This window comes from Desulfurivibrio modestus, from assembly GCF_044068625.1.
GTDB lineage: Bacteria > Desulfobacterota > Desulfobulbia > Desulfobulbales > Desulfurivibrionaceae > Desulfurivibrio.
In genome coordinates, this window is the sequence record NZ_JBIPKH010000006.1 from 1 (window position 1) to 21,920 (window position 21,920).

General features: G+C 63.4%; 20 protein-coding genes. 11 read left to right on the forward strand and 9 right to left on the reverse strand.

Translation table 11 applies throughout. The features are described 5' to 3' along the window. The 3 genes from ACHHRT_RS05280 to acs all read right to left on the reverse strand — a co-directional run. Positions 1-1,401: choice-of-anchor F family protein (locus ACHHRT_RS05280; RefSeq protein ID WP_395498439.1), on the reverse strand; the 1,401-nt coding region annotated here is incomplete at its 3' end. 372 nt (positions 1,402-1,773) lie between these two features. After that, on the reverse strand, positions 1,774-3,423 hold the full coding sequence (locus ACHHRT_RS05285) for an FG-GAP-like repeat-containing protein (RefSeq protein WP_395498441.1): 1,650 nt from the start codon (positions 3,421-3,423) through the stop codon (positions 1,774-1,776). Further along, positions 3,420-5,414 carry an acetate--CoA ligase gene (gene acs / locus ACHHRT_RS05290; RefSeq protein WP_395498443.1) on the reverse strand — a complete coding sequence of 665 codons (1,995 nt, stop codon included), beginning with the start codon at positions 5,412-5,414 and terminating at the stop codon, positions 3,420-3,422. The genes ACHHRT_RS05285 and acs overlap by 4 nt, the downstream gene beginning before the upstream one ends. 155 nt (positions 5,415-5,569) lie before the next feature. Here acs and pyrF point away from each other — a divergent pair, with 155 nt between their 5' ends. Then, positions 5,570-6,316 (forward strand): orotidine-5'-phosphate decarboxylase, encoded by a 747-nt coding sequence (pyrF, locus tag ACHHRT_RS05295; RefSeq protein ID WP_395498445.1) that lies wholly within the window; start codon positions 5,570-5,572, stop codon positions 6,314-6,316. On the opposite strand, the gene ACHHRT_RS05300 is transcribed toward pyrF, so the two are convergent. From ACHHRT_RS05300 to lptA, 6 genes are read right to left on the reverse strand one after another with little or no spacing between them, the layout of a single operon-like run. After that, positions 6,313-7,686 carry an FAD-binding oxidoreductase gene (locus tag ACHHRT_RS05300; RefSeq protein ID WP_395498447.1) on the reverse strand — a complete coding sequence of 458 codons (1,374 nt, stop codon included), beginning with the start codon at positions 7,684-7,686 and terminating at the stop codon, positions 6,313-6,315. The two genes, pyrF and ACHHRT_RS05300, sit on opposite strands and share 4 nt — an antisense overlap. After that, on the reverse strand, positions 7,683-8,048 hold the full coding sequence (locus ACHHRT_RS05305; protein WP_395498449.1) for a RapZ C-terminal domain-containing protein: 366 nt from the start codon (positions 8,046-8,048) through the stop codon (positions 7,683-7,685). The genes ACHHRT_RS05300 and ACHHRT_RS05305 overlap by 4 nt, the downstream gene beginning before the upstream one ends. Further along, on the reverse strand, positions 8,038-8,511 hold the full coding sequence (locus ACHHRT_RS05310; RefSeq protein ID WP_395498451.1) for a PTS sugar transporter subunit IIA: 474 nt from the start codon (positions 8,509-8,511) through the stop codon (positions 8,038-8,040). The genes ACHHRT_RS05305 and ACHHRT_RS05310 overlap by 11 nt, the downstream gene beginning before the upstream one ends. Next, positions 8,512-10,002, reverse strand: coding sequence for an RNA polymerase factor sigma-54 (gene rpoN / locus ACHHRT_RS05315; protein ID WP_395498453.1), 1,491 nt, complete (start codon positions 10,000-10,002; stop codon positions 8,512-8,514). 5 nt (positions 10,003-10,007) lie between these two features. Further along, the gene (gene lptB / locus ACHHRT_RS05320; protein WP_395498455.1) at positions 10,008-10,742 is read right to left on the reverse strand and encodes an LPS export ABC transporter ATP-binding protein; all 735 of its coding nucleotides are present in this window, start codon (positions 10,740-10,742) and stop codon (positions 10,008-10,010) included. Further along, entirely contained in the window at positions 10,739-11,341 is a 603-nt protein-coding gene (gene lptA / locus ACHHRT_RS05325; protein WP_395498457.1) for a lipopolysaccharide transport periplasmic protein LptA, read from the reverse strand. Before lptA ends, lptB begins: the two co-directional genes overlap by 4 nt. 316 nt (positions 11,342-11,657) lie before the next feature. Between lptA and argB the strand changes: the two genes are divergently transcribed. The 10 genes from argB to dapB all read left to right on the forward strand — a co-directional run bounded on the left by argB (position 11,658) and on the right by dapB (position 21,917). After that, a complete protein-coding gene (gene argB / locus ACHHRT_RS05330; protein WP_395498459.1) occupies positions 11,658-12,539 on the forward strand; it encodes an acetylglutamate kinase in 882 nt (293 codons plus the stop codon). 17 nt (positions 12,540-12,556) lie between these two features. Beyond that, positions 12,557-13,753 carry an acetylornithine transaminase gene (locus ACHHRT_RS05335; RefSeq protein WP_395498461.1) on the forward strand — a complete coding sequence of 399 codons (1,197 nt, stop codon included), beginning with the start codon at positions 12,557-12,559 and terminating at the stop codon, positions 13,751-13,753. A gap of 150 nt (positions 13,754-13,903) precedes the next feature. After that, complete coding sequence (gene argF, locus ACHHRT_RS05340) at positions 13,904-14,827, forward strand: ornithine carbamoyltransferase (protein ID WP_395498466.1); 924 nt, start codon at positions 13,904-13,906, stop codon at positions 14,825-14,827. Positions 14,828-14,854: 27 nt separating this feature from the next. Continuing rightward, a complete protein-coding gene (locus ACHHRT_RS05345; RefSeq protein WP_395498468.1) occupies positions 14,855-16,066 on the forward strand; it encodes an argininosuccinate synthase in 1,212 nt (403 codons plus the stop codon). Between the two features lie 16 nt (positions 16,067-16,082). Next, positions 16,083-17,444 (forward strand): argininosuccinate lyase, encoded by a 1,362-nt coding sequence (argH, locus tag ACHHRT_RS05350; RefSeq protein ID WP_395498690.1) that lies wholly within the window; start codon positions 16,083-16,085, stop codon positions 17,442-17,444. Then, positions 17,444-17,950: a hypothetical protein gene (locus ACHHRT_RS05355; protein WP_395498470.1), complete on the forward strand. Its 507-nt coding sequence runs from the start codon at positions 17,444-17,446 to the stop codon at positions 17,948-17,950. The genes argH and ACHHRT_RS05355 overlap by 1 nt, the downstream gene beginning before the upstream one ends. Before the next feature lie 79 nt (positions 17,951-18,029). Continuing rightward, positions 18,030-19,283 (forward strand): diaminopimelate decarboxylase, encoded by a 1,254-nt coding sequence (gene lysA / locus ACHHRT_RS05360; RefSeq protein ID WP_395498472.1) that lies wholly within the window; start codon positions 18,030-18,032, stop codon positions 19,281-19,283. 3 nt (positions 19,284-19,286) lie between these two features. Further along, a complete protein-coding gene (gene dapF / locus ACHHRT_RS05365) occupies positions 19,287-20,126 on the forward strand; it encodes a diaminopimelate epimerase (protein WP_395498474.1) in 840 nt (279 codons plus the stop codon). A gap of 56 nt (positions 20,127-20,182) precedes the next feature. Then, positions 20,183-21,070, forward strand: a complete 888-nt coding sequence (dapA, locus tag ACHHRT_RS05370; RefSeq protein ID WP_395498476.1) for a 4-hydroxy-tetrahydrodipicolinate synthase — start codon at positions 20,183-20,185, stop codon at positions 21,068-21,070. Positions 21,071-21,104: 34 nt separating this feature from the next. Next, positions 21,105-21,917 (forward strand): 4-hydroxy-tetrahydrodipicolinate reductase, encoded by an 813-nt coding sequence (gene dapB, locus ACHHRT_RS05375; protein WP_395498478.1) that lies wholly within the window; start codon positions 21,105-21,107, stop codon positions 21,915-21,917. Positions 21,918-21,920: the final 3 nt, after the last annotated feature.

The window sequence follows — 21,920 nt, forward strand, 5'->3', positions numbered from 1 at the left end:
GGCCGAGGAATCGGCCGGGGTGGTAAAGCCGGTGGAATAGGAGGCCAGGGTGGCGCCATTGGCGTCGCGCACCGTCAGGCTCAACTGGCCGTCCACCGCGCCCGGCCGCGTGTTGTTGAAGGTGACGGTGATATCACCGGTTTCGTTGCGCTTGAGACGGGGGATATTGAGGGCGGTAACCGCCACATCGGCGTCCTCATCCACGACCGGCGGATCATCGTCGGGCGGCGGGTCGCTGTGGGCGGGGCCGGGACTGCTCCACTCTTGGTCGGAGGCGATGGTGGTGGTGCGAAGGACGAATTGACCGGGGGTGGGCCATTGGAGTCTACGGTCCACGGTGATGAAGTAGTTCAGGGTCACGTTGGCCACATCGTCGAAGTAGTCGATCACGTAGTCGGGATCGGCCAGCCACTGATTGACAGCATCCTGGGGCACCAGTTTGCGCACCCCATCGGAATCGCAAGGCTCTTTGGCGGCGTCCAGTTCAGTGCAGCTGCGATAGGTCACCCAGTCACCCAGACAGGCCAGGGTGTCGGGATCGTAATCCCACTCGCAATGGGCCATCATTTCCGGATGGCCGTGGCCATCGTCAAAGAACATGGCCACGGGCACCCCAGCGGCATTGTGCCAATCCCCCAGAAGGTCGAGATGGTTCTGTGAAATCCCGGTGCTGGTTATTTTGTTTTCAGAGGCTTCAAGATCGATGTACATCCGCTCGTCGGGCAAGAAATAGCCCGGTTCGTCGCGATGCTGGTCGGGCGCGCCGGCGATGTCAAACGGGAAAAAGGCGGACAGGATATCGGGTTTGTCCGGATCGTACACCGTGCCCTCGGCGAGCATTTGGCCCCTTCGCGCGGAGAAACCCAAGCCGTCGCCCGTTTGTGAGGGAACGAATTCGCCATTGACCATGAAGCCCAGCTCCATGGTGAACCCCTTAAGGCGGCCGCTGGTGGCGTTGCTTAGTTTCTGCAGGGAGCGATAGGTCTGGCGGGCGCGATCGTCCAAGACGTTGAAATAGATGTCGATGGGTTCGTTCTCATAGGCCCTGATCTTCCAGCGCTTGCTGGACTTAAATTCATCGGAACAGAGTTTTTGCCCCCCCGTTGCAGGGTTGTAGCCGGTGGTCATCAGGCAGTTTTCTCCCGATAGCGGGTCAATGTTGACCACCTGCAATCCCGGGGCCTGGGCGTCGCTCTCTTTCCAGTAGACGGCGCCATGGGAGAGCGTTTTGGCGGAATCGGTGAAGACGGTGCTGTCGTAGACCTCTTCCATGGTGTAGGGGGGTGGGGTAACCGTGACGTTGTGCATGTTCCAGTCGGCGATGGTTCCGGCCAAGGCCGGGGCCGTCAGGGTCAGGGTTGCCAGGGCGGTGGTGGCGTACGCCAGGTAGTGCTTCTTCATCTGCAGTTCCTCCTTAGAAGGGTTTAGGGGGTGGTGCGGGTAAAGAAGTGTTGCGCCGGTAGCGTCCTGGTGTCGATGGCGGACATTACGGGTACTCGATATTTAACGATATATTAACATTGACAACTGTAAGCATAGCAGATAGCAGAAAGTTATAGCTTTGTCAAATAAAAAACATGAGGCTACATCGCTTTTTTGCAAGTGCGGGGATTGGCGATTAATTTACTGTTATCGTGAAGTTTTTTTTGCGCTAGGCGAGGTTGGTGGCCTGGTGGGGCTGAAAAAGAGAAAGGTGAACCGGACCATGAGCGCGGTCCGGTTCACCTTGATGAGGGGTCCTCTTTTTTGTCGGTGAAGCTTGCCGGGGGGGGATTACTCCTGGCTGTAAAGCATGGGATAAACGTAGATGGCGCTTTCCGAGGAGGGGCGAATGCCCAGGCCGTCACTTTTGGGGACCACCCCGACAAAGAGTTCCGTTCCCTCATCGCCCGGACCGAGCTGGATGTCGGCAACGTAGCCCTCGATCCGCCGGGTCCGCCAGATTTCGTTCATCCCCTGGCCGTCCCAGCTCAGGGCGTGTACCTCGCCGGCGGAGTAGGAACGAAGCCGCCCCAGGGAAAGGGGCATGGCTGATATGTTGCGGTTGACCACGATATCGGGCAATCCGTTGCGGGTGACATCATGGCTGACAATTCTCCCCGGCACGAAAAGATGGACCGGCTTGTGGGCTACTTCCGGGTCGTGGCCGGAGCTGTCGAAACCGCCGAGAAAACGGGTGGTGCCGCCATACTGCTCCTCGCTGATCCACAAGCGGGCGCCGCCGGCGCTCAGGACCTCCATCCGGTTGGTCTGGGTGATGGCCACAATCTCGTCGATCCCGTCGTCATCGAGATCGACATAGATAAAGTCGAACAGGTTGAGCCGGCCGGGAGTCGCCAGCTGGCCTCCCTGCTCCACCGAGCCGTCGGCGGTCGCCTCCAGCCGGAAGAGGCCGGGCCGGACAATATCGCCGCCCGCCGCCGCCCGCTGGCCCACCAGCACGGGGCCCTCCATGGGCAGCGACATGGCCCGGAGATACCAGGGAATATTGGTATGGGTCGGGACAAACTCGCTGCCATTCCACTCCACGATCAACGAACTGGGGCTGCGTTCGTCGGAGGCGCTGATCACGATTTCGGCCCGGCCATTGCCGTTGAGGTCGGCCAGGGAGAGGTAGTGGATGGGATAGCGGTTGAGGGTTGAGATCTGGCCGATCCGGACAAACCGCCCCTGGAGGCGGCGGTAGATCTCCACCCGGTTGTTGCCGGCCAGGACAAACTCGGTGGCGCCGTCGCCGGTCAGATCTCCGGCATCCAGGGCCTGCAGCCCCAAGGGGATATTGTGGCTCTTGCTGAACCCCTGCAGCCGGGCTACTTCGCCGGCCCGGATAAAAGGGGAACCCTCGGCGGCCCTGCCCGGCAACTGGCGGGCGGGGTGGGGCGAGATATAGGCGGGCTGGCCCTGGTCGGGCAAGGGGGCCGGAAGTGCCGCCGGGGCAGCGGGCGGCACTTCACCGACCAGGGTTGCCCGGATCTCGCCGGCCAGCCGGTCCACCGCCGCGATCACCTCTCCCTCGGTGGGGGCGATGGCGGAAAAATAGCGGGGCAGTTCAGCGCTTCCCACCTCATAGAGGACGGTATCCAGGCTGACGCTGCCCCCCATGGCGGTGAGGGAACCGGTGAGGATGTAGTTCACCCCCAGTTTTTCCCCCAGGAGATCGAACTCGGCCGGCCCTTGGGGTCTGCCCCCGGCCAGGGCCTGTTCCACCCCGGCCCGATCCAGCAGCTGGGCCCGTCCTCCCGCCGCCAGGCGCGAGCCCAGCATGGTGCGTACCCCGTCCACCAGGTAAGCCAGATCCTGGGGAGCCTGCAGCTCCAGGGGTAGAACCGCTACCTTGGGGGGCGGTTCCGCGGCGGCGCCGACCGGCGGGGAGAGCAGTAACAGCAGGGAAGCCAGAACCAGCAGAGCGGCGGTTCGTATCATTTAACCAACTCCCTGCTGCCCGCCACCAGGGTTTCAACCACGCCGGGGTCGGCCAGGGTGGAGATATCGCCGAAATCGGTCTCCTCGGTCTGGCCGGAGGAGATCTTGCGCAGGATGCGGCGCATGATCTTGCCACTTCTGGTCTTGGGCAGACCGTCGGAAAACTGAATAAATTCGGGGGTGGCGATGGGGCCGATCTCCTTGCGGACATGGGCGCGCAAAGCGGCCCGCAACTCGTCACTGGGCTCGACGCCGGCCCGCAGGGAAACGTAGGCGTAGATGGTCTGGCCCTTGATCTCGTGGGGGGCCCCCACCACCGCCGCTTCCGCCACCTCGGGATGGGCCACCAGGGCCGACTCGATCTCGGCGGTGCCCAGGCGGTGGCCGGAAACGTTGATCACGTCATCCAGTCGGCCCATGATCCAGAAATAGCCATCCTCGTCCTTGCGGGCGCCGTCTTCCGGATCGTAGATCCCCGGGTAGCGGGAAAAATAGGTTTTCTTGTAGCGGGCCGGATCGCCGAAGACCCCGCGCAGCATGCCGGGCCAGGGCTTGCGGATCACCAGGTGACCACCCTCGTTGGGGCCGGCTTCGCTGCCATCCTCCCGCAGCACGGTGGCATCCACCCCGGGCATGGGGAAGGTGGCCGAACCGGGTTTGAGGGGAGTGGCAAAAGGCATGGCCGAAATCATGATTCCGCCGGTTTCAGTCTGCCACCAGGTGTCCACCACCGGCAGCTTGCCGCCGCCGATATTCTCGTGGTACCAGATCCAGGCCTCGGGGTTGATGGGCTCGCCCACCGAACCCAGCAGGCGCAGGGAGGAGAGATCGTGCTTTTGCGGCCACTCCACCCCCTCCCGCATCAGGGCGCGGATGACGGTGGGGGCGGTATAGAAGATGTTGACTTTGTATTTGTCGCAGATCTGCCAGAAGCGGTCGGGCTTGGGCCAGCTGGGCACCCCTTCGAACATCAGCGAGGTGGCCCCCAGGGCCAGGGGGCCATAGAGGATATAGCTGTGGCCGGTGATCCAGCCGATGTCGGCGGTACACCAGTAAACATCGTCATCCTTGAGATCGAAAACCCATTGACAGGTCTGGGCGGCGAAGGTCAGGTAGCCGCCGGTGGTGTGAACCACCCCCTTGGGCTTGCCGGTGGAGCCGGAGGTGTAAAGAATGAACATGGTATCTTCGGCGTCCATGCTCTCGGGGGGGCACTCCGCGTTGATCCCGGGGGCGCTGACCTCCTCGTGCCACCAGGAGTCCCGTCCTTCCTGCATCGGCACCTCGTTGCCGGCCCTTTTGACCACGATGCAGTTCTTGACGCTGGGGCATTCGGCCAGGGCCTGATCGGCGTTGGGTTTCAGGGGAATGGTCTTGCCCGAACGCAGCACCGCGTCGGCGGTGATCAGGACCTTGGCCTCGCAATCCTGGACCCGGCTCTTGAGGCTCTGGGCGGAAAAGCCGGCGAAAACCACACTGTGGATGGCGCCGATCCGGGTACAGGCCAAAAGAGCGATGGCCAGCTCGGGGATCATCGGCAGATAAACGGAAACCCGGTCGCCCTTCTTAACCCCCAGTTTTTTAAGGACGTTGGCCATCCGGCAAACTTCGGTGTGCAGCATCTGGTAGGTGTAAACCTTGCTGTCCTCTTCGGGCTCACCCTGCCAGATCAGGGCGGCCTTGTTGCGGCGACCGTTGTGGAGGTGGCGGTCCAGGCAGTTGACCGAGACATTGAGCTTGCCCCCCTGGAACCACTTGATCTCCGGGGTGTTCATCTCGGCATCCAGGACCTTGTCCCACTTTTTATCCCAGGTCAGCATCGCCTCGGCCCGTTCGGCCCAGAAGCCTTCGGGGTCATTCATGGAACGCTGGTAGATGGCCTGATATTCCGCCATCGACCGAGCCGACACCGTGTCCGCCGGAGCGGCGGAGGGGGGGAAGAGGCGGTTTTCCTGCTGCAAACTCTCGATTTTGCTATCCGGTGCGCTCATTTTATCAAGTCTCCTTGGGTTGACGTGACAGGTTTGTAATCCAGTTTTCTGCAGGGGGGATGATAGCAATCGGTCGCGGGTAAGTCAAGCAGGAGGAATCGGGACTTAGCCAAAAAACCTTGCGGAATCGGGTGGCGAGCGGCTATAAAGGCGGAATGGAAAACGGCAGCCTCCCAGGTAAAATTTCAAAAAATATTGCTCTTAATGAGCGGATCATCTTTGCCCTCGATTTTGCCGAGCCGGCCCAGGCCTTGGGCTGGGTGGAACGGCTGGATGACCGAATCCGGTTTTTCAAGGTGGGTCTCCAGCTTTTCACCGCCGGCTGGTGGCCGGTGGTGGATGCGATCACCGCCCGCGGCAACAAGGTGATGCTGGATCTGAAATTCTTCGACATCCCCGAAACGGTGCAGCGGGCCGTGGAGCAGCTCCACGACCACGGCGTGAGCCTGGCCACCATCCACGGCAACGACCCCATTGTGCGGGCGGCGGTGGCGGCCAAGGGCGATATCAGCCTGCTGGCGGTCACCGTCCTGACCAGTTTCGATGAGAGCGACATGCGCCAGCTGGGCCTCAAGGGTTCGGTGGCCGACTTGGTGCGGCTGCGGGCCCGCAAGGCGGTGGAGCTGGGTTGCGACGGGGTGGTCTGCTCGGCCCTGGAAGTGGCCGATTTGCGGGTCGATTTGGGCGATGATTTCCTGGCGGTCACCCCCGGGATTCGTCCGGCCGATGGTGCCGGCGGTGATGACCAGCGCCGGATCGCCACCCCCGGGGCGGCGATTGCCAACGGGGCCGATCACCTGGTGATCGGCCGGCCCATCAGCACCGCCGCCGAGCCCCTGGCCTTGATCGACGCCATCCAGCAAGAGATCGCCGCCGCCCTGGAGCAGCGTCCTCAGCCTTAGACAAAAATTTTGCCGGGATTGAGAATGTTGCCGGGGTCGAACACCTTCTTCAACTCCCGCATCAGCTGCAGGGTTTCCCGGCCCAGTTCCGCCTCGATGGCCGCCGCCTTGCCGATTCCCACCCCGTGTTCCCCCGAGAGAGTCCCCCCCAGCGCCAGCACCCTCCGGTAAAGGGAGGCCCGGGCTGCCTCGCCTTGGGCCAGCTCGTCCGGGTCGTTGCGATCCAGCATGATATTGACATGGATATTGCCATCGCCGGCATGGCCGAAGGTGAAGACCGGCAGGTGGTGGAGTCGACTCAGCTCCTCGATATGGGCCACCAGGTCCGGAATCCGGCTGCGGGGGACCACCACATCCTCACTGATCTTGTGGGGGCGCAACTGAAAGGCGGCCGGGGAGAGGGCCTTGCGGGCCGCCCAGAGCTCGGCGGTTTCCCCCGGATCAGCGGCCTCCCGCAGGGCCACCCCCTCCTGGCCGGCCAGCAGGGTCCGCAGGCGCTGACCCTGGGCGGCCACCGTTTCCCGGTCGCCATCCAGTTCCAGCAGCAGCAAGGCATTGCGGCCCTGGTTTTTGAGGGCGGCGGGCAGGCGATCCCCCACCAGCCCCAGGGCGGTATGGTCCAGGTATTCCAGGGTGCAGGGCGTCAATTGGTGGAGGATGGTATTGACCAGGTTCACCGCCTGGTGCATATCGCGGCAGAGCGCCAGGAAGGTGGCTTTGGCGGGGGGCTGGGGGATGAGGCGCAGGGTGATCTCGCTGATCACCGCCAGGGTGCCCTCGGAGCCCACCAGCAGCCGGGTCAGGTCGTAACCCACCACTCCCTTGGCGGTGCGAACCCCGCTGCGGATGACGCGACCGTCGGCCAGCACCGCTTCCAGGGCCAGGACATAATCGCGGGTGACCCCGTACTTGACCGCCGCCGGCCCTCCCGCTCCGCAGGCCACGTTGCCGCCGATGGTGCAAAAGGCCCGGCTGGCCGGGTCGGGGGGGTAGTAGAGGCCGTGGCGGGCCACCTCCGCCTGCAATTCGGCGGTGATCACCCCCGGTTGCACCACCACCAACTGGTTGGCGCTGTCGATCTCCACAATTTTATTGAGCCCGGCCAAGGCCAGGACGATGCCGCCCTTTACCGCGCAGGCGCCCCCGGCCATGCCGGTTCCGGCCCCTCTGGGAGTCACCGGGGTGCCGGTGGCCGAAGCCAGCCGGAGGATGGGCGCGATCTGCTCCCGATCGCGGGGAAAGACCACCGCCGCCGGCGGAAACTCCCGGACCGAACCGTCGTAGGAGTAGGCTGCCAGTTCCTCGGGGGCGGTGGCCACCTGCCCATCGCCGACGATAGCGGCCAGCTGCCGGACAAGCTCACGCTTCATTTTTCGATATCACGATGGGTTAGCCTTACTTGGGCCCTCTGGACCAGGGCGGCGGCCAGGGCTTCGCTCACCGCCACCGAGCGGTGGCGGCCACCGGTGCAGCCCACCGCCACCCGCAGGCACTCTCGGCCAACGGCCTGGCCGCGCTCCAGGATAAAACGGAGCAGTTGCAGGTGCAAGGCCAAAAAATCTCTTCCTATCGTATTTTCAAGGACATAGGCGGCGATCAGCGGCTCCCGACCGCTGTGGGGACGCAACTCCTCCACCCAGTGGGGATTGGGCAGTACCCGGGCGTCGAAGACCAGATCGGCGGCGGGCGGTGGGCCATGCTTGTGGCCGAAGCTTTGCAGTTCAATGATCACGGGCCTCTTCTCCGCCGTCGCCGCTTAAGATCGCGGCCATCTCCTCCCGGGTTTCCGCCTGGAGCAGGCGGGCCATGGCCTGATGATCCTGCAGGAAAAGGGCGAGCTCCGCCAGACGGCCCAGGTAGGGGGAGGCCGTGTCCGCCGGGGCCAGCAGCAGGAAAAAGAGGTGGACGGGGCGGCCGTCCTGGGCGGCAAAGGCCACCCCCTTGACGCTGCGCCCGCAGACCAGGACCATCTCGGTCAGTCCCGCCACCTTGCCGTGGGGAATGGCCGCGCCTTCGCCGATGCCGGTGGAGCCCAGCTCTTCCCGGTCCTCCAGGATGCCGTGCAGATAATCCAGGTCCAGGTGGGGATGGGCCGTCCGGGCGGCGGCGGCCAACTCCTTCAGGGCTTCTTTCTTGGAGGTGGCGGTCATCTCGGGGATGATCAGGGCCCGGGCCGCCTGGCTGATGGGGGTCATTTAGGGTCTTCTGCGCAGTTTGGAGGGTAGTATTCCCAGCTGTTCCCGGTACTTGGCCACGGTGCGCCGGGCCAGGCGAATGTTGTCGCGGTTGAAGATATCGGCGATGGCGCTGTCGCTCAAGGGTCTTTTAGGGTCCTCGTGCTGGACGATGCTCTTCAGGCGCTGCTTGATGCTCTCCGAGGCCAAGGCGTCGCCGCCGTGGGTGGAGATGGTGGAGTTGAAAAAATATTTCAACTCGAAGATCCCTTGGGGGCTGTGCAGGTACTTGTTGGTGGTTACCCGGCTGATCGTCGATTCGTGCATCCCGATATCCTCGGCCACGTCCCGCAGGACCATGGGCCGGAGCTTTTCCACCCCGTGCTCGAAAAAATCACGCTGAAACTTGAGAATGCTTTCCACCACCCGGTAGATGGTGCGCTGGCGCTGCTGGATGGAGCGGATCAGCCACATGGCCGAGCGCAGTTTATCCTGGACGTAGTTCTTGGTTTCGCCAGGCGCCGCCGAATCCTTGTCCAGAATATCCCGGTAGTAGCTGCTGATCCGCAACCGGGGCAAACCTTCGTCGTTGAGCATGATCACATACTCTTCACCCAGCTTGTGGATATAGACATCGGGAATGATATAGACCGGATCCTCGTCGGAATAGATCCGACCGGGACGGGGGTTGAGGTCGGTGATGATCGCCACCGCCGCCGCCGCCTCCTCGGGGGTACGGCCGGTGGCCTTGGCGATTCCGGCGTAGTTGCGGGTTTCCAGAAGATGGAGATGGTTGCGGACGATGCGGGCGGCCAGGGAGTCGCCCAGCCCCAGCCGCTCCAGCTGCAGCAGCAGGCACTGGCTCAGGTCAACGGCCCCGATCCCGGCCGGGTCCATCTCCCGGATCAGGGCCAGCATCCGGGCGGCGGTGGCCGGGTCGCAGTCGGTCTGGGCCTCGATCTCGGCCTGGTCGGTGGTGAGAAAGCCGTTGCCATCCAGGTTGCCGATGATGAATTCCCCGACCTTCCGCTCCTCTTCGCTGATTCGGGAGAGATTGAGCTGCCAGGTGAGGTGGGTCTGGAGGCTGGGCCGGGTACTGAGGATATCCAGCCGGGAGGGTAGATCTTCGTGGTCCCGGCCGGTGCCCGAGGCGTAGCCGCCGTCCCCCTGTTCACTGGCATACTCGTTGATATAGTTACCCCAGTCGATCTCGCCCAGGGCGGAAGTCGACTCCATCTCCACCTCGGCGGTGCGCTCCGGCTCCGCCGGGGAAAACTCTTCGCCGGGATCGGTACCCGCGGGGCTCTCCAGCTGCCCGGTGCCGGCCTCGGCCCCGGCCCCCTCCTCCAGCGACAACCCCTCCTCCAGTACCGGGTTGACCTCCAGCTCCTGCTGGATGGTATCCACCAGTTCCAGCCGGGAAAGCTGCAGCAGTTTGATCGCCTGCTGCAGCTGGGGGGTCATCACCAGTTGCTGGCTTAATTTCAGGTTTTGGCGAAGTTCTAGGGCCATAGTGGTTAAAGGGTGAAATTTTCTCCCAGATACAGAGAGCGCGCTGCCGGGCACCGGACAATATCGTCCGCCGAGCCGCTGGTCAAGATTTTACCGTGATTAACGATATAGGCCCGGTCACAAACCTGGAGAGTCTCCCGGACGTTGTGGTCGGAGATCAGCACCCCCAGGCCCCGGGTTTTCAGTTCGCGGATAATATGTTGCAGGTCGGCCACCGACAGGGGATCGATGCCGGCAAAGGGTTCGTCGAGCAGGACGAAGCGGGGCTGCATGGCCAGGGCCCGCATGATCTCCACCCGCCGTCGCTCCCCCCCCGAGAGGGAGTGGGCCGGGTTGCCGGCCAGGTAGCCCAGCTTCAGCTCCTCCAGCAGGGCCTCGATCCGCTGCCTAATCTCCTTGCGGCTCAGCCCCAGGGGTTCCAGGACGATGCGGATATTCTCCTCGACACTGAGCTTGCGGAACACCGAGGATTCCTGGGGCAGGTAGGCCAGCCCCTTGCGGGCCCGGAGGTGGATGGGCAGGCGGGTGATATCTTCGCCGTTGAGCAGAATCCGGCCCAGATCGGGACGGATGAAGCCGGCGATGCTGTAGAAGGTGGTGGTTTTGCCGGCTCCGTTGGGGCCGAGCAAGCCCACCACGGCCCCGGTTTCCACCGACAGGCTGATGCCATCCACCACCCGCCTTTTTTGGTACTGTTTGACGATCTGGTCGGTGGCCAGTTCCATGGAGGAAAGGGTCATGGCTCTTGCTCGTTGGCCGGGGTTTCGGTCGGGGGGGCCGGCGAAACGGGGGGTGGAACGGGAGCGTCCGAGCCTGGCTCGGAGCCGTTTTCGGGAGGGCCGTCGTCGGCGTAGAAAAAGGCCCGAACCCGCTCGCCGGGCCGCTCGCTGCGCTCGACAACGCTTCTCCCCTCTTCCAGATAGATGGTGACCGCCTCGCCGGTGACCAGGTTGTTGCCCTGCCAGATCCGGGCATCTCCGGTGAGATGCACCTTACGCTCTATTTCGAAGTAATCAAGCCGCTGGCCGGTGCCGACCCACTCCGGGGTTTCGACCTTGACGTTGCCCACGGCAAAGAGCTTCTGCAGGCGCCGCTCGTCGCCTGCCGGCAGTTGCGCCCGCTCTTCCGAGCCGAGATAGTGCACCGTCATGCCGTCGGCATGGACCACCAGGTCGCCTTTGCGGGCCACCACCTGGCCGGAAAAGAGCACGGCGTTCTCCCCCCCCACCGATTCCATCCGGTCCGATTCGATCTGGATGGCGACTCCCTGCTCGCTCCGGGCGGTGGTGCCCGGCAGCAGGGTCAGGCCCAGGATCAGAAGAAAAACAAAACGGGTCAAGTTGTGGTCGCTCCGTGGAGATTGATTCCGTAGTCGAGCTTTACCCTTGCGTCTCGACCATAAAATTTAGTATTTTATAACATTACGCTTCTGCCGGGAAGAGGAGATTTTTCCGCCGACCGGCATCTTATCAGTCCGTTGAAAAAGCCATCCCTGGCTTTTTCAACTAACGGTTGGCCAAAGATGGCTTTGGCCAACCTCACGAATTCATTGCCACTTTCAGTGCCAACGAATTCGGCGGCCCGTCCATGGGCCGCTAACAGCCCGTTTTTCAACGGGCTGTTATGCCTAATGCTTTATACCATAAAGACCGGTTATGAAAAACAGCATCGATAAAGCCAAGACCCTGATTGAGGCCCTGCCCTATATCCGCACCTTCTACAACAAGACGGTGGTGATCAAGTACGGGGGGCACGCCATGGTGGACGAGGAGCTGAAACGGAGTTTCGCCCTCGATATCATCCTGATGAAATATATCGGGATCAACCCGGTGGTGGTGCATGGCGGCGGGCCCCAGATCAACCGCTTTCTCGAGAAGATGCAGGTCAAGCCCAGCTATGTCCAGGGGATGCGGGTCACCGACGGTGAAACCATGGATGTGGTGGAGATGGTCCTGGTGGGCAAGGTCAACAAGGAGATCGTCAGCCTGATCAACTATCACGGCGGCAAGGCGGTGGGGCTGTCGGGCCGCGACGGCGACCTGGTCCGGGCGGAAAAGATGCAGATCATGAAGGAGCAGGTGGAAAACGCGCCGCCGGAACTGATCGATCTCGGCCGAGTGGGCCGGGTAACCGAGGTCAACCCCGGGGTGCTGGAGACCCTGGAGGCCCGGGGCTTTATCCCGGTGATCGCCCCGGTGGGGGTGGGGGAGGATGGCCGGGCCTACAACATCAACGCCGACCTGGTGGCCGGGGCGGTGGCCGCCCGCCTGCGGGCCGCCAAATTGATGCTCCTCACCGACGTGGAGGGGGTTTTGGACCAGGATGGCCGGCTGATCTCCTCCCTGGCCGCCGCCGAGATCGAGGAGCGGATCAAAAGCGGGGTGGTCAAGGGCGGGATGATTCCCAAGGTCCGCTGCTGCCGGGAGGCGGTGGCCGGCGGGGTGGGCAAGGCCCACATCATCGACGGTCGCAAGGAGCATGCCATCCTCTTGGAGATGTTCACCCAGAGCGGGGTGGGCACCGAGATTACCGGTTAACCGGAGTGAAAAAAGCCATGACCAGCGCGAATGAGCAGTGGGTGACCCGGGGCGAGCGGGTTTTGATGCAGACCTACGGGCGGTTGCCCGTCACCATGGTCCGGGGGGCAGGCTGCAAGCTCTACGATGCCGAGGGGCGGGAATATCTCGATTTTGTGGCCGGAATTGCGGTCTGTAACCTGGGTCACTGTCACCCCCAGGTAACGGCGGCGGTGCGCGAGCAGGTGGAGAAACTGGTCCACGTTTCCAACCTCTACCACACCCAGCCCCAGATCGAGCTGGCCGAGCTGCTGGTGGCCAACTCCTTTGCCGACCGGGTTTTCTTCTGCAACTCCGGGGCCGAGGCCAACGAGGCGGCGATCAAGCTGGCCCGCAAGGCCAGTCCCGAGGGCAAATATGAGATAATTTCCCTGACTGGTTCCTTCCACGGCCGGACCCTGGCCACGGTGGCGGCCACCGGCCAGACCAAGTTTCACCAGGGCTTCGAGCCGTTGCCCAGCGGCTTTGTCCACGCCCCTTTCGGGGAGATCGAGGCCCTGCGCGACCTGATCGGCCCGGCCACCTGCGCGGTGCTTTGCGAACCACTGCAGGGGGAGGGCGGGGTGCGCCCCCTGGCCCCGGCCTATTTGCGGGCCATCCGGGAGTTGTGTGATCAACACGGCCTGCTGCTGATCTTCGATGAGGTCCAGGTGGGGATGGGGCGGACCGGCACCCTGCTGGCCCATGAACAGTTGGGAGTTACCCCCGATATCATGACCCTGGCCAAGGGCCTGGGCAACGGTCTGCCCATCGGGGCGATGCTGGCCGGAGAGCGGGTGGCGGCGGCCTTTACTCCCGGCAGTCATGCCTCGACTTTTGGCGGCAACCCGGTGGTTTGCGCGGCGGCCCTGGCCACCTTGCAGGTGCTGCTGGCCCCCGGTTTCCTGGCGGGAGTGGCGGCCAAGGGTGAGTACCTGGCGACCAGGCTGGGGGAGCTGGCGCGGCAATATCCCCAGCGGGCGGTGGAGGTAAGGGGGATGGGCCTGATCCAGGGCCTGGTCCTGAGCGAGAGCGCCCGGGACCAGGGGTTGGCCATGGTCCGGCGGCTTTTTGAGCAGGGCCTGCTTCTTAATTTCGCCGGCAACACCGCCCTGCGTTTCATTCCGCCCCTGGTGGTCAGCGAGGGGGAGATCGACCGGGCGGTGGCCATGGTGGCCGCCGTTTTACGGGAGTAGCTTCGGCCTGCTCCCATCCTGGCCGTCCCCCAAAAAACCCCTTTACAAAAGGGGTTGATCTTTTGTAAGACTTCAAATTCGGCTCTGGCTCCGACGGGGAGGCCGGGGAAATTTATTTAATTCATTTAGAACACGGAACACGGGAAAGGCATGGCGCGACATCTGCTGGCCTTGAGCGATTTCAGCGGCCCCGAGTTGGCGGCGCTGATTGACCGGGCCATAAAAATGAAAAGGGAAAGTCGGGCCGGAGTCCGGCATCGGGATCTGGCGGGCCGCACCATCGCCCTGGTTTTCGAGAAACCCTCCACCCGGACCAGGGTCTCCTTCGAGGCGGCGATGTACGGCCTGGGGGGACAGGTGATCTACCTCTCCTCCCGGGATACCCAACTGGCCCGCAATGAACCCCTCAAGGATATGGCCCGGGTGATGGCCCGCTACGTGGATGGCCTGGTGATCCGGACCTTCGGCCAGGAGATTGTTGACGAGCTGGCTCGCTACTCCCAGGTGCCGGTGATCAACGCCCTGACCGATCTCCACCATCCCTGCCAGATCCTCAGTGATCTGATGACGGTGATCGAGAGCAAGGGGCGGCTGGAGCAACTGAAAATCGCCTGGGTGGGGGATGGCAACAACATGGCCAACTCCTGGATCCAGGCCGCTTCCCGGTTGGGTTTTACCCTGACCCTGGCCTGCCCGGAAGGGTATGAGCCCGACCCCCAAATTCTGGCGGCGGCCCGCAGCGAGGCCGAGCGGCCGATCACCGTGGTTCGTGATCCCGCCCAGGCGGTGGCCGATGCCGACGTGATCAACACCGATGTTTGGGCCAGCATGGGGCAGGAGGCTGAACAGCTCCACCGGTTACAGGTCTTCCGCCCCTACCAGGTCAACGAACGGTTGCTGGCCGAGGCCGCCCCCGACGCCATCGTGCTCCACTGCCTGCCGGCCCACCGGGAGGAGGAGATCAGCGAGACGGTGCTGGAGGGTCCCCGTTCGGTGGTCTGGGACCAGGCCGAAAACAAGATGCATATCCATAAAGCGATTTTGGCCGCCTTTCTGGCCGGCGGGTCGCAATAACACCTTTAAATTACAGGAAAACTCAAGATGATGCCCAAAGTTAGCAAGATCGTGCTGGCCTATTCCGGCGGCCTGGATACTTCGGTTATCCTGCGCTGGCTGAAGGAGACCTGTCAGTGCCCGGTGATCGCCTATGCCGCCGACATCGGCCAGGAGGAGGACTGGGATCAGGTGCGGGCCAAGGGGTTGGCCACCGGGGCCGAGCAGGTGATCATCTCCGATCTTAAGGAGGAGTTTGTCCGCGATTATGTTTTTCCCGCCTTTCGGGCCAACGCCATCTACGAAGGCTCCTATCTGCTGGGCACCTCCCTGGCCCGGCCGGTGATCGCCAAGGAGCAGGTGCGGATCGCCCGAGCCCAAGGGGCCGACGCGGTCAGCCACGGGGCCACCGGCAAGGGCAACGATCAGGTGCGATTTGAGCTGGGCTACATGGCCCTGGATCCCAGCCTGACCATCATCGCCCCCTGGCGGATCTGGGATCTCAACTCCCGCACCAAACTGATGGCCTATGCCGAAAAGCACCGGATTCCGGTACCGGTGACCAAGGAGAAACCTTACAGCTCCGATGAAAACCTGCTCCATATCAGCTTCGAGGGCGGCATCCTGGAGGATCCCTGGAACGAGCCGGAGGAGGGGATGTTCAAGCTTACGGTGGCCCCGGAAAAGGCCCCCGATCGTCCCACCTATGTCGAGCTGGAGTTCGCTGGGGGTAATCCGGTGGCCATCGACGGGGAAAAACTGAGTCCGGCCGCCATGCTGGCCCGGCTCAATCAACTGGGGGGGGCCAACGGGATCGGTCGGCTGGACATGGTGGAGAACCGCTTTGTCGGCATGAAGTCCCGGGGGGTCTATGAAACCCCCGGCGGCACCATCCTGCGGGCCGCCCATCGCGACCTGGAAACCATCACCCTGGATCGGGAGGTGATGAAGATCCGCGACTCCCTGATCCCCCGTTACGCCGAACTGATCTACAACGGTTTCTGGTTCTCCCCCGAGATGAAACTGCTGCAGGCCACCATGGATCAGGCCCAGGCCACGGTCAACGGGGTGGTCCGGCTCAAACTGTACAGGGGTAACTGCGTCCCGGTGGGCCGCAAGTCCGGCGATTCCCTCTACCAGGAGAGCTTCGCCACCTTCGAGGAGGACAGCGTCTACCGTCAGGCCGATGCCGAAGGGTTTATCCGGCTCAACGGTTTGCGCTTGAAGATGCAAGCCCTGCGGGAGGCCTCCCGTGGCTGAAAGGCAGGAGAGTAAAATGTGGGGCGGGCGGTTTGCCGAAAAAACCGCCGCCTCGGTGGAGGCTTTTACCGCTTCGATTCACTTCGACTGCCGCCTCTATCGCCACGATATCGCCGGCAGCCGGGCCCATGCCGCCATGCTGGCGCGCCAGGGGTTGATCAGTGACCAGGAGCGCGATCAGATCATCGCCGGGCTCAACGAGATCGAGGGGGAGATCGAGCGGGGCGAGTTTATCTTCCGGCCCGAGCTGGAAGATATCCACATGAATATTGAAAAAGCCCTGGCCCAGCGAATCGGCCCGGCCGGGGAAAAGCTGCACACCGCCCGCAGCCGCAACGACCAGGTGGCTCTCGATCTGCGCCTCTATCTTCGGGAGGAGTGCCGACGTTTGCTCGGGCTGCTGGGCGGGTTGCGGGGGGCTTTTGTCGCCCTGGCCCGCCGCTACCGTCATACGGTGATGCCCGGCTATACCCATCTGCAGCGGGCCCAGCCGGTGCTGGTGGCGCACCATATGCTGGCTTATTACGAGATGTTCGGCCGCGATAAGCAGCGCCTGCACGATTGCCTCAAGCGGATCAACGTCCTGCCCCTGGGGGCGGCGGCCCTGGCCGGGACCGGCCTGCCCATCGACCGGGAGTTTGTGGCCCGGGAGCTGGATTTTCCCGAGGTTTCCGCCAACAGCATGGATACGGTGGCCGACCGGGATTTCGTGGTGGAGTTTGTCGGCGCCGCCGCCCTGATCCAGGTTCACCTAAGTCGGCTGGCCGAGGAGCTGGTGCTCTGGACCAGCGAGGAGTTCTCCTTCGTCACCCTGCCCGATGCCTTCTGCACCGGCAGTTCGATCATGCCCCAAAAGAAAAATCCCGATATCCCCGAGTTGGTCCGGGGCAAGAGCGGCCGGGTGATCGGTCACCTGATGGCCCTGCTCACCCTGCTCAAGGGGCTGCCCATGACCTACAATCGTGATCTCCAGGAGGATAAGGAGCCGGTTTTCGATACGGTGGATACGGTGAGCGCCTCTCTGGCCCTGATGGCCGAACTGCTGGCCGGCATGCGTTTCAACGAGGAGCGGCTGGCCGCCGGTCTGGGCCGGGGCTGCATGACCGCCACCGATCTGGCCGACTACCTGGTCAAGAAACAGATCCCCTTTCGCCAGGCCCATGCCATCGTCGGTCGGGCGGTGGCCTATGCCCTGGAGCAGGGGCGAGATATCGCCGAGCTGACCCTGGCTGAACTGCAAGGTTTTGCCCCAGCCATCGACGAGGATGTTTTTGCGGTACTCTCCATCGAGGGTTCGGTCAACAGCCGCAACTCCCTGGGTGGTACCGGGGGAGCCCGGGTGGAGGAGGCGCTGGCCCGGGCCGAGAGGGAGATTTGATGCCCGGGGCCAACCAGAGAGGGGCGGGCGCCTGGTGGTGGCTGCTCCTCCTTGGTTTGCTGCTGCTGGCGGGGTGCGGCAAGAAGACCGATCCTCTGCCGCCGGGCGAGGCCCGGCCTGCCCCCATCCAGGACTTGGCCCACCGGCTGACCGAGCAGGGGGTGGAGCTCTCCTGGTCGGTCCCCACCCGGAGCGAAAGCGGCGGCAGCCTCAACTATCGAATCAAAAAATTTGAGCTTTACCGGGCGGAGTTGGCCCCTGATGATTACCGGGCCGGTGAGGGCCCGGACTTTGGTCCGCCCCGAGTCATCGCCAATCTGGCCCCCGACCGGGGCCGGATGCTTTTTGCCGACTCGGAGTTGCGTTCCGGCCGGCGCTATGTTTACCAGGTTAGAAGCCGGGCGGGCTGGTTGCTGCGCAGCGGGCCCTCCAACCCGATCTCTTTTGTCTGGCAGGGCGCGCCGCCGTCACCTGGCACCCCCGGCGCCGGGGCGGGAGGGGATTAGGCCGCTCCGGGGGCCGCCGGAGCGGACCCGGCAAGGAGCAGGCGTTTCCGGGCAACATTAATGGAGGTTTTCTTACAAGATGAATCATTTTCAATACCGGGATAAGGTGCTTTTTGCCGAGGGGGTGGCGGTGCCGGAGATCGCGGCCGCGGTGGGCACCCCCTTCTATCTTTACAGCGCCGCCACCCTGCGCCGCCATTTTTCCGCCTTTGACCAGGCCTTTGCCGGGATCGCTCACCAGACCTGCTTTGCCGTCAAATCCTGCTCCAATATCGCCATCCTGCGGCTTTTCGCCCAGTTGGGCGGCGGGGCGGACATCGTCTCCGGCGGCGAACTCTACCGGGCCCTTAAGGCCGGAATCGAGCCGGGGAAGATCGTTTATTCCGGGGTGGGCAAGACCGAGGCCGAGATCGACCAGGCCCTGGCGGCGGAAATTTTGATGTTCAATCTGGAATCGAGCCAGGAGCTGGCGGTGGTCCAGGAACGGGCCGCCGCCCTGGGGAAAAGGGCCCGGATCTCCTTTCGGGTCAACCCCGATGTCGATCCCCAAACCCACGCCTATATCTCCACCGGGCTGGCCAAAAACAAGTTCGGCATCCCCATTGCCGAGGCCCTGGCGGTTTACCGGCAAGCCCGGCAGCTGAGCCATGTGGAGATCGTCGGGGTCAGCTGCCATATCGGTTCGCAACTGACCCAGGTGTCGCCCTTTATCGACACCGTGGCCAAACTGAAAGATTTTCTGGCCCGGCTGGCGGCCGAGGGGATAGCGATTCGCTATCTCGATATCGGCGGGGGACTGGGGATCCGTTACGCCCAGGAAAGCCCGCCGGAGCCCGCCGCCTATGGCGCCGCCATTCGCCAGGCCCTGGGGGAGATGGCCTGCACCTTGATCCTGGAGCCGGGGCGGGTTATAGTGGGCAACGCCGGCATTCTGGTGACCAAGGTCCTCTTTACCAAGACCGGGCAGAAAAAATTTATCGTGGTCGACGCCGGGATGAATGACCTGGCCCGTCCCAGCCTCTATGACGCCCACCACGAGATTGTGCCGGTGGTGCGGGGGGAGGTTGCCGCCGAAGTGGCCGATCTGGTGGGGCCGATCTGCGAAACCGGTGACTTTCTGGCCCGGGGCCGGGAGTTGCCCGCCGCCGGCGCCGGTGATCTGCTGGCGGTGTTGAGCGCCGGCGCCTATGGTTTTACCATGTCCTCCAATTACAACTCCCGTCCCCGGGTGGCCGAAGTGCTGGTCAACGGAGATCAGTTCCATCAAATCCGCCGTCGGGAAACCTACGAGGATCTGGTGCGGGGCGAAACCATTCCCGACTTTCTGGTTTGAGTTATGCAATTCCCTGTCAGTTTCACCAAGATGAGCGGGGCCGGTAACGATTTTATCCTGCTTGATCACCGCCGGCCCCTCTTTACCGATACCGCCGCCGCCCAGCGTTTTGCCAAGGCGGTCTGTGAACGTAAATTCGCGGTGGGGGCCGACGGCCTGATCCTGATAGAAGACTCGGAGCAGGCCGATTTCCGCTGGCAATTTTTCAACGCCGACGGCTCCCTTGCCGAGATGTGCGGCAACGGCGCCCGCTGCGCGGCCCGGTTCGCCCATGAGCGGGGGATCGCCCCGGCCCGGATGACCTTTCTCACCCTGGCGGGGATGATTGAAGCCGAGGTTGCCGGGAGCGCGGTGCTGTTGACCATGACCCCGCCGGGGGCCGGCCGGCTCAACCAGCGGTTGGCCGGCCCCGATGGCCGGGAGCTGACCGTTCACTCCCTCAACACCGGGGTTCCCCACGCGGTGATTTTTTCCGAAGAGATCGAGGGGGTGCCGGTGCGGGAATGGGGCCGCCACTTTCGCTTTCATCCCCACTTTGCCCCCGCCGGGACCAACGTCAATTTTGTCGGCTTGGGGGAAAAGAACCGGCTCAAGGTAAGAACTTACGAACGGGGAGTGGAGGATGAAACCCTGGCCTGCGGTACCGGCGCGGTGGCCTCGGCCCTGGTGGCCGCCCGCCTCGGCCTGGCTTCATCCCCCACCCGAATCACCACTTCGGGCCGGGAGGAACTGGTGATCCACTACCGTTTGGAGGGTGAAGAGTTCAGGCAGGTGCGCCTGGAGGGTCCGGCGGATTTTATCTATGAGGGGGCCCTGCACCAGGAAGCCTTGCGCCGGGCCTGAATTGGCCCGATAACCGTTAGAAAGCAACGAGATCACTAAAATATGAGGAGGAGAGTATGAGCAGCAAATTTCGCGGCGCCTTTGTGGCGATCGTCACCCCGTTCAATCCCGACGGCACCATTGACGAGCAGGGTCTCACCGAGCTGATTGAATTTCAGGTGCGGAACGGGACCCACGGTATCGTGCCCTGCGGCACCACCGGCGAGGCCGCCACCATGAGTCACGAGGAGCATCACCGGGTGGTGGAATTGACGGTCAAGGCCGTGGCCGGCCGGGTACCGGTGCTGGCCGGTACCGGTTCCAACAGCACCAGCGAAACGATCGAGTTGACCCGCCATGCCAAGAGCGCCGGGGCCGACGGGGCGCTCCTGATCACCCCCTACTACAACAAGCCCTCCCAGGAGGGTCTGTATCAGCACTTCAAGGCGGTGGCCGAGGCGGTGGATATTCCCATCATTCTCTATAACGTGCCCAGCCGGACCGCGATCAACATGCTGCCGGAAACGGTGGCCCGTTGCGCCGCCATCAAAAATATCGTCGGCATCAAGGAGGCCTCCGGCAGCCTGCAGCAGGTCAGTGAGGTGATCCGCCAGTGTCCCGCCGACTTCGCGGTGATGAGCGGTGATGATTTCACCTCCATGGCCACCGTGCTGGTGGGTGGCACCGGGGTGATCTCGGTCACCTCCAACGTGGCCCCCAAAGAGATGGCCGGGATGATCGCCGCCGCCCTGGATGGCGACCTGGCCACGGCCAATAAACTGCACTATCAACTCTTTCCCCTGATGCAGGCCATGTTTTTCGACACCAATCCGGTACCCGCCAAGACCGCCCTGGCCCAAATGGACAAGATCGGCACCGCCGCGGTGCGACTGCCGCTCTGCGCCATGGACGGCGGAGCCCAGGCCCGGATGGAGCAGGTAATGAAGGATTGCGGACTGTTATAACTAGGGTGGGCAAACCAAAAGCCAGGAGCACAAGATGATCAAGGTAATAATTGCCGGAGCCGCCGGTCGCATGGGCCGCCGGATCTGCGCCATGGTGGATCAGCATCCCCAACTGGAACTGGTGGCCGGCTTTGAGCGGCCGGACAGCCCCGAAGTGGGGCGGGATCTGGGAGAAACCGCCGGCCTGGGCGCCAACGGCATCAAAGTCGCCGGCGGAGCTGAGGCGGTGCTGGAGCAGGGGGAGGTGATCATCGACTTCACCTTCCATGAGGCCACCATGAAGCTGGCCCGGATCGCCGCCCGGCATAACAAGGCAATGGTGATCGGCACCACCGGCCTGAGCCAGGAGAATCTAGCCGAGTTGCGGCAGTTGGCCGCCGGGGCTTTCCCCTGTGTCCAGGCCCCCAACATGGCGGTGGGGGTCAACGTCCTCTTCAAGGTGGCCCGCAAGATGGCCGCCGTGTTGGGGGATGCCTATGATATCGAGATTGTCGAGGCCCACCACCGGATGAAGAAGGATGCCCCCAGCGGTACCGCTCTTAAACTGGGGGAGATGGTGGCCGAGGGGGTCAACCGCAATCTGGACGAGGTCGGGGTTTACGCCCGCCATGGGATCATCGGTGAGCGGGGCGAAAAGGAGATCGGTATCCAGACCATCCGGGCCGGGGATATCGTCGGGGAACACACCGTCTATTTCGCCGGGGCCGGTGAACGGCTGGAACTGACCCACCGGGCCCACAACCGGGACAACTTCGCCCGGGGCGCCGCCCTGGCCGCCGCCTGGGTGGCGGGCAAGCAGAACGGCCTCTACACCATGTTCGACGTTTTGGGGTTGGAAGATTTCTAGGAT

Coding starts and splice junctions, on each gene's coding strand:
- dapF (WP_395498474.1), top strand. CDS start 19,287: ATGCAATTCCCTGTCAGTTTCACCAAGATGAGCGGGGCCGGTAACGAT.
- pyrF (WP_395498445.1), top strand. CDS start 5,570: ATGGAAAACGGCAGCCTCCCAGGTAAAATTTCAAAAAATATTGCTCTT.
- ACHHRT_RS05345 (WP_395498468.1), top strand. CDS start 14,855: ATGATGCCCAAAGTTAGCAAGATCGTGCTGGCCTATTCCGGCGGCCTG.
- dapB (WP_395498478.1), top strand. CDS start 21,105: ATGATCAAGGTAATAATTGCCGGAGCCGCCGGTCGCATGGGCCGCCGG.
- argF (WP_395498466.1), top strand. CDS start 13,904: ATGGCGCGACATCTGCTGGCCTTGAGCGATTTCAGCGGCCCCGAGTTG.
- dapA (WP_395498476.1), top strand. CDS start 20,183: ATGAGCAGCAAATTTCGCGGCGCCTTTGTGGCGATCGTCACCCCGTTC.
- ACHHRT_RS05310 (WP_395498451.1), bottom strand. CDS start 8,511: ATGACCCCCATCAGCCAGGCGGCCCGGGCCCTGATCATCCCCGAGATG.
- ACHHRT_RS05300 (WP_395498447.1), bottom strand. CDS start 7,686: ATGAAGCGTGAGCTTGTCCGGCAGCTGGCCGCTATCGTCGGCGATGGG.
- lptB (WP_395498455.1), bottom strand. CDS start 10,742: ATGACCCTTTCCTCCATGGAACTGGCCACCGACCAGATCGTCAAACAG.
- argH (WP_395498690.1), top strand. CDS start 16,083: ATGTGGGGCGGGCGGTTTGCCGAAAAAACCGCCGCCTCGGTGGAGGCT.
- argB (WP_395498459.1), top strand. CDS start 11,658: ATGAAAAACAGCATCGATAAAGCCAAGACCCTGATTGAGGCCCTGCCC.
- acs (WP_395498443.1), bottom strand. CDS start 5,414: ATGAGCGCACCGGATAGCAAAATCGAGAGTTTGCAGCAGGAAAACCGC.
- ACHHRT_RS05285 (WP_395498441.1), bottom strand. CDS start 3,423: ATGATACGAACCGCCGCTCTGCTGGTTCTGGCTTCCCTGCTGTTACTG.
- rpoN (WP_395498453.1), bottom strand. CDS start 10,002: ATGGCCCTAGAACTTCGCCAAAACCTGAAATTAAGCCAGCAACTGGTG.
- lysA (WP_395498472.1), top strand. CDS start 18,030: ATGAATCATTTTCAATACCGGGATAAGGTGCTTTTTGCCGAGGGGGTG.
- ACHHRT_RS05335 (WP_395498461.1), top strand. CDS start 12,557: ATGACCAGCGCGAATGAGCAGTGGGTGACCCGGGGCGAGCGGGTTTTG.
- ACHHRT_RS05355 (WP_395498470.1), top strand. CDS start 17,444: ATGCCCGGGGCCAACCAGAGAGGGGCGGGCGCCTGGTGGTGGCTGCTC.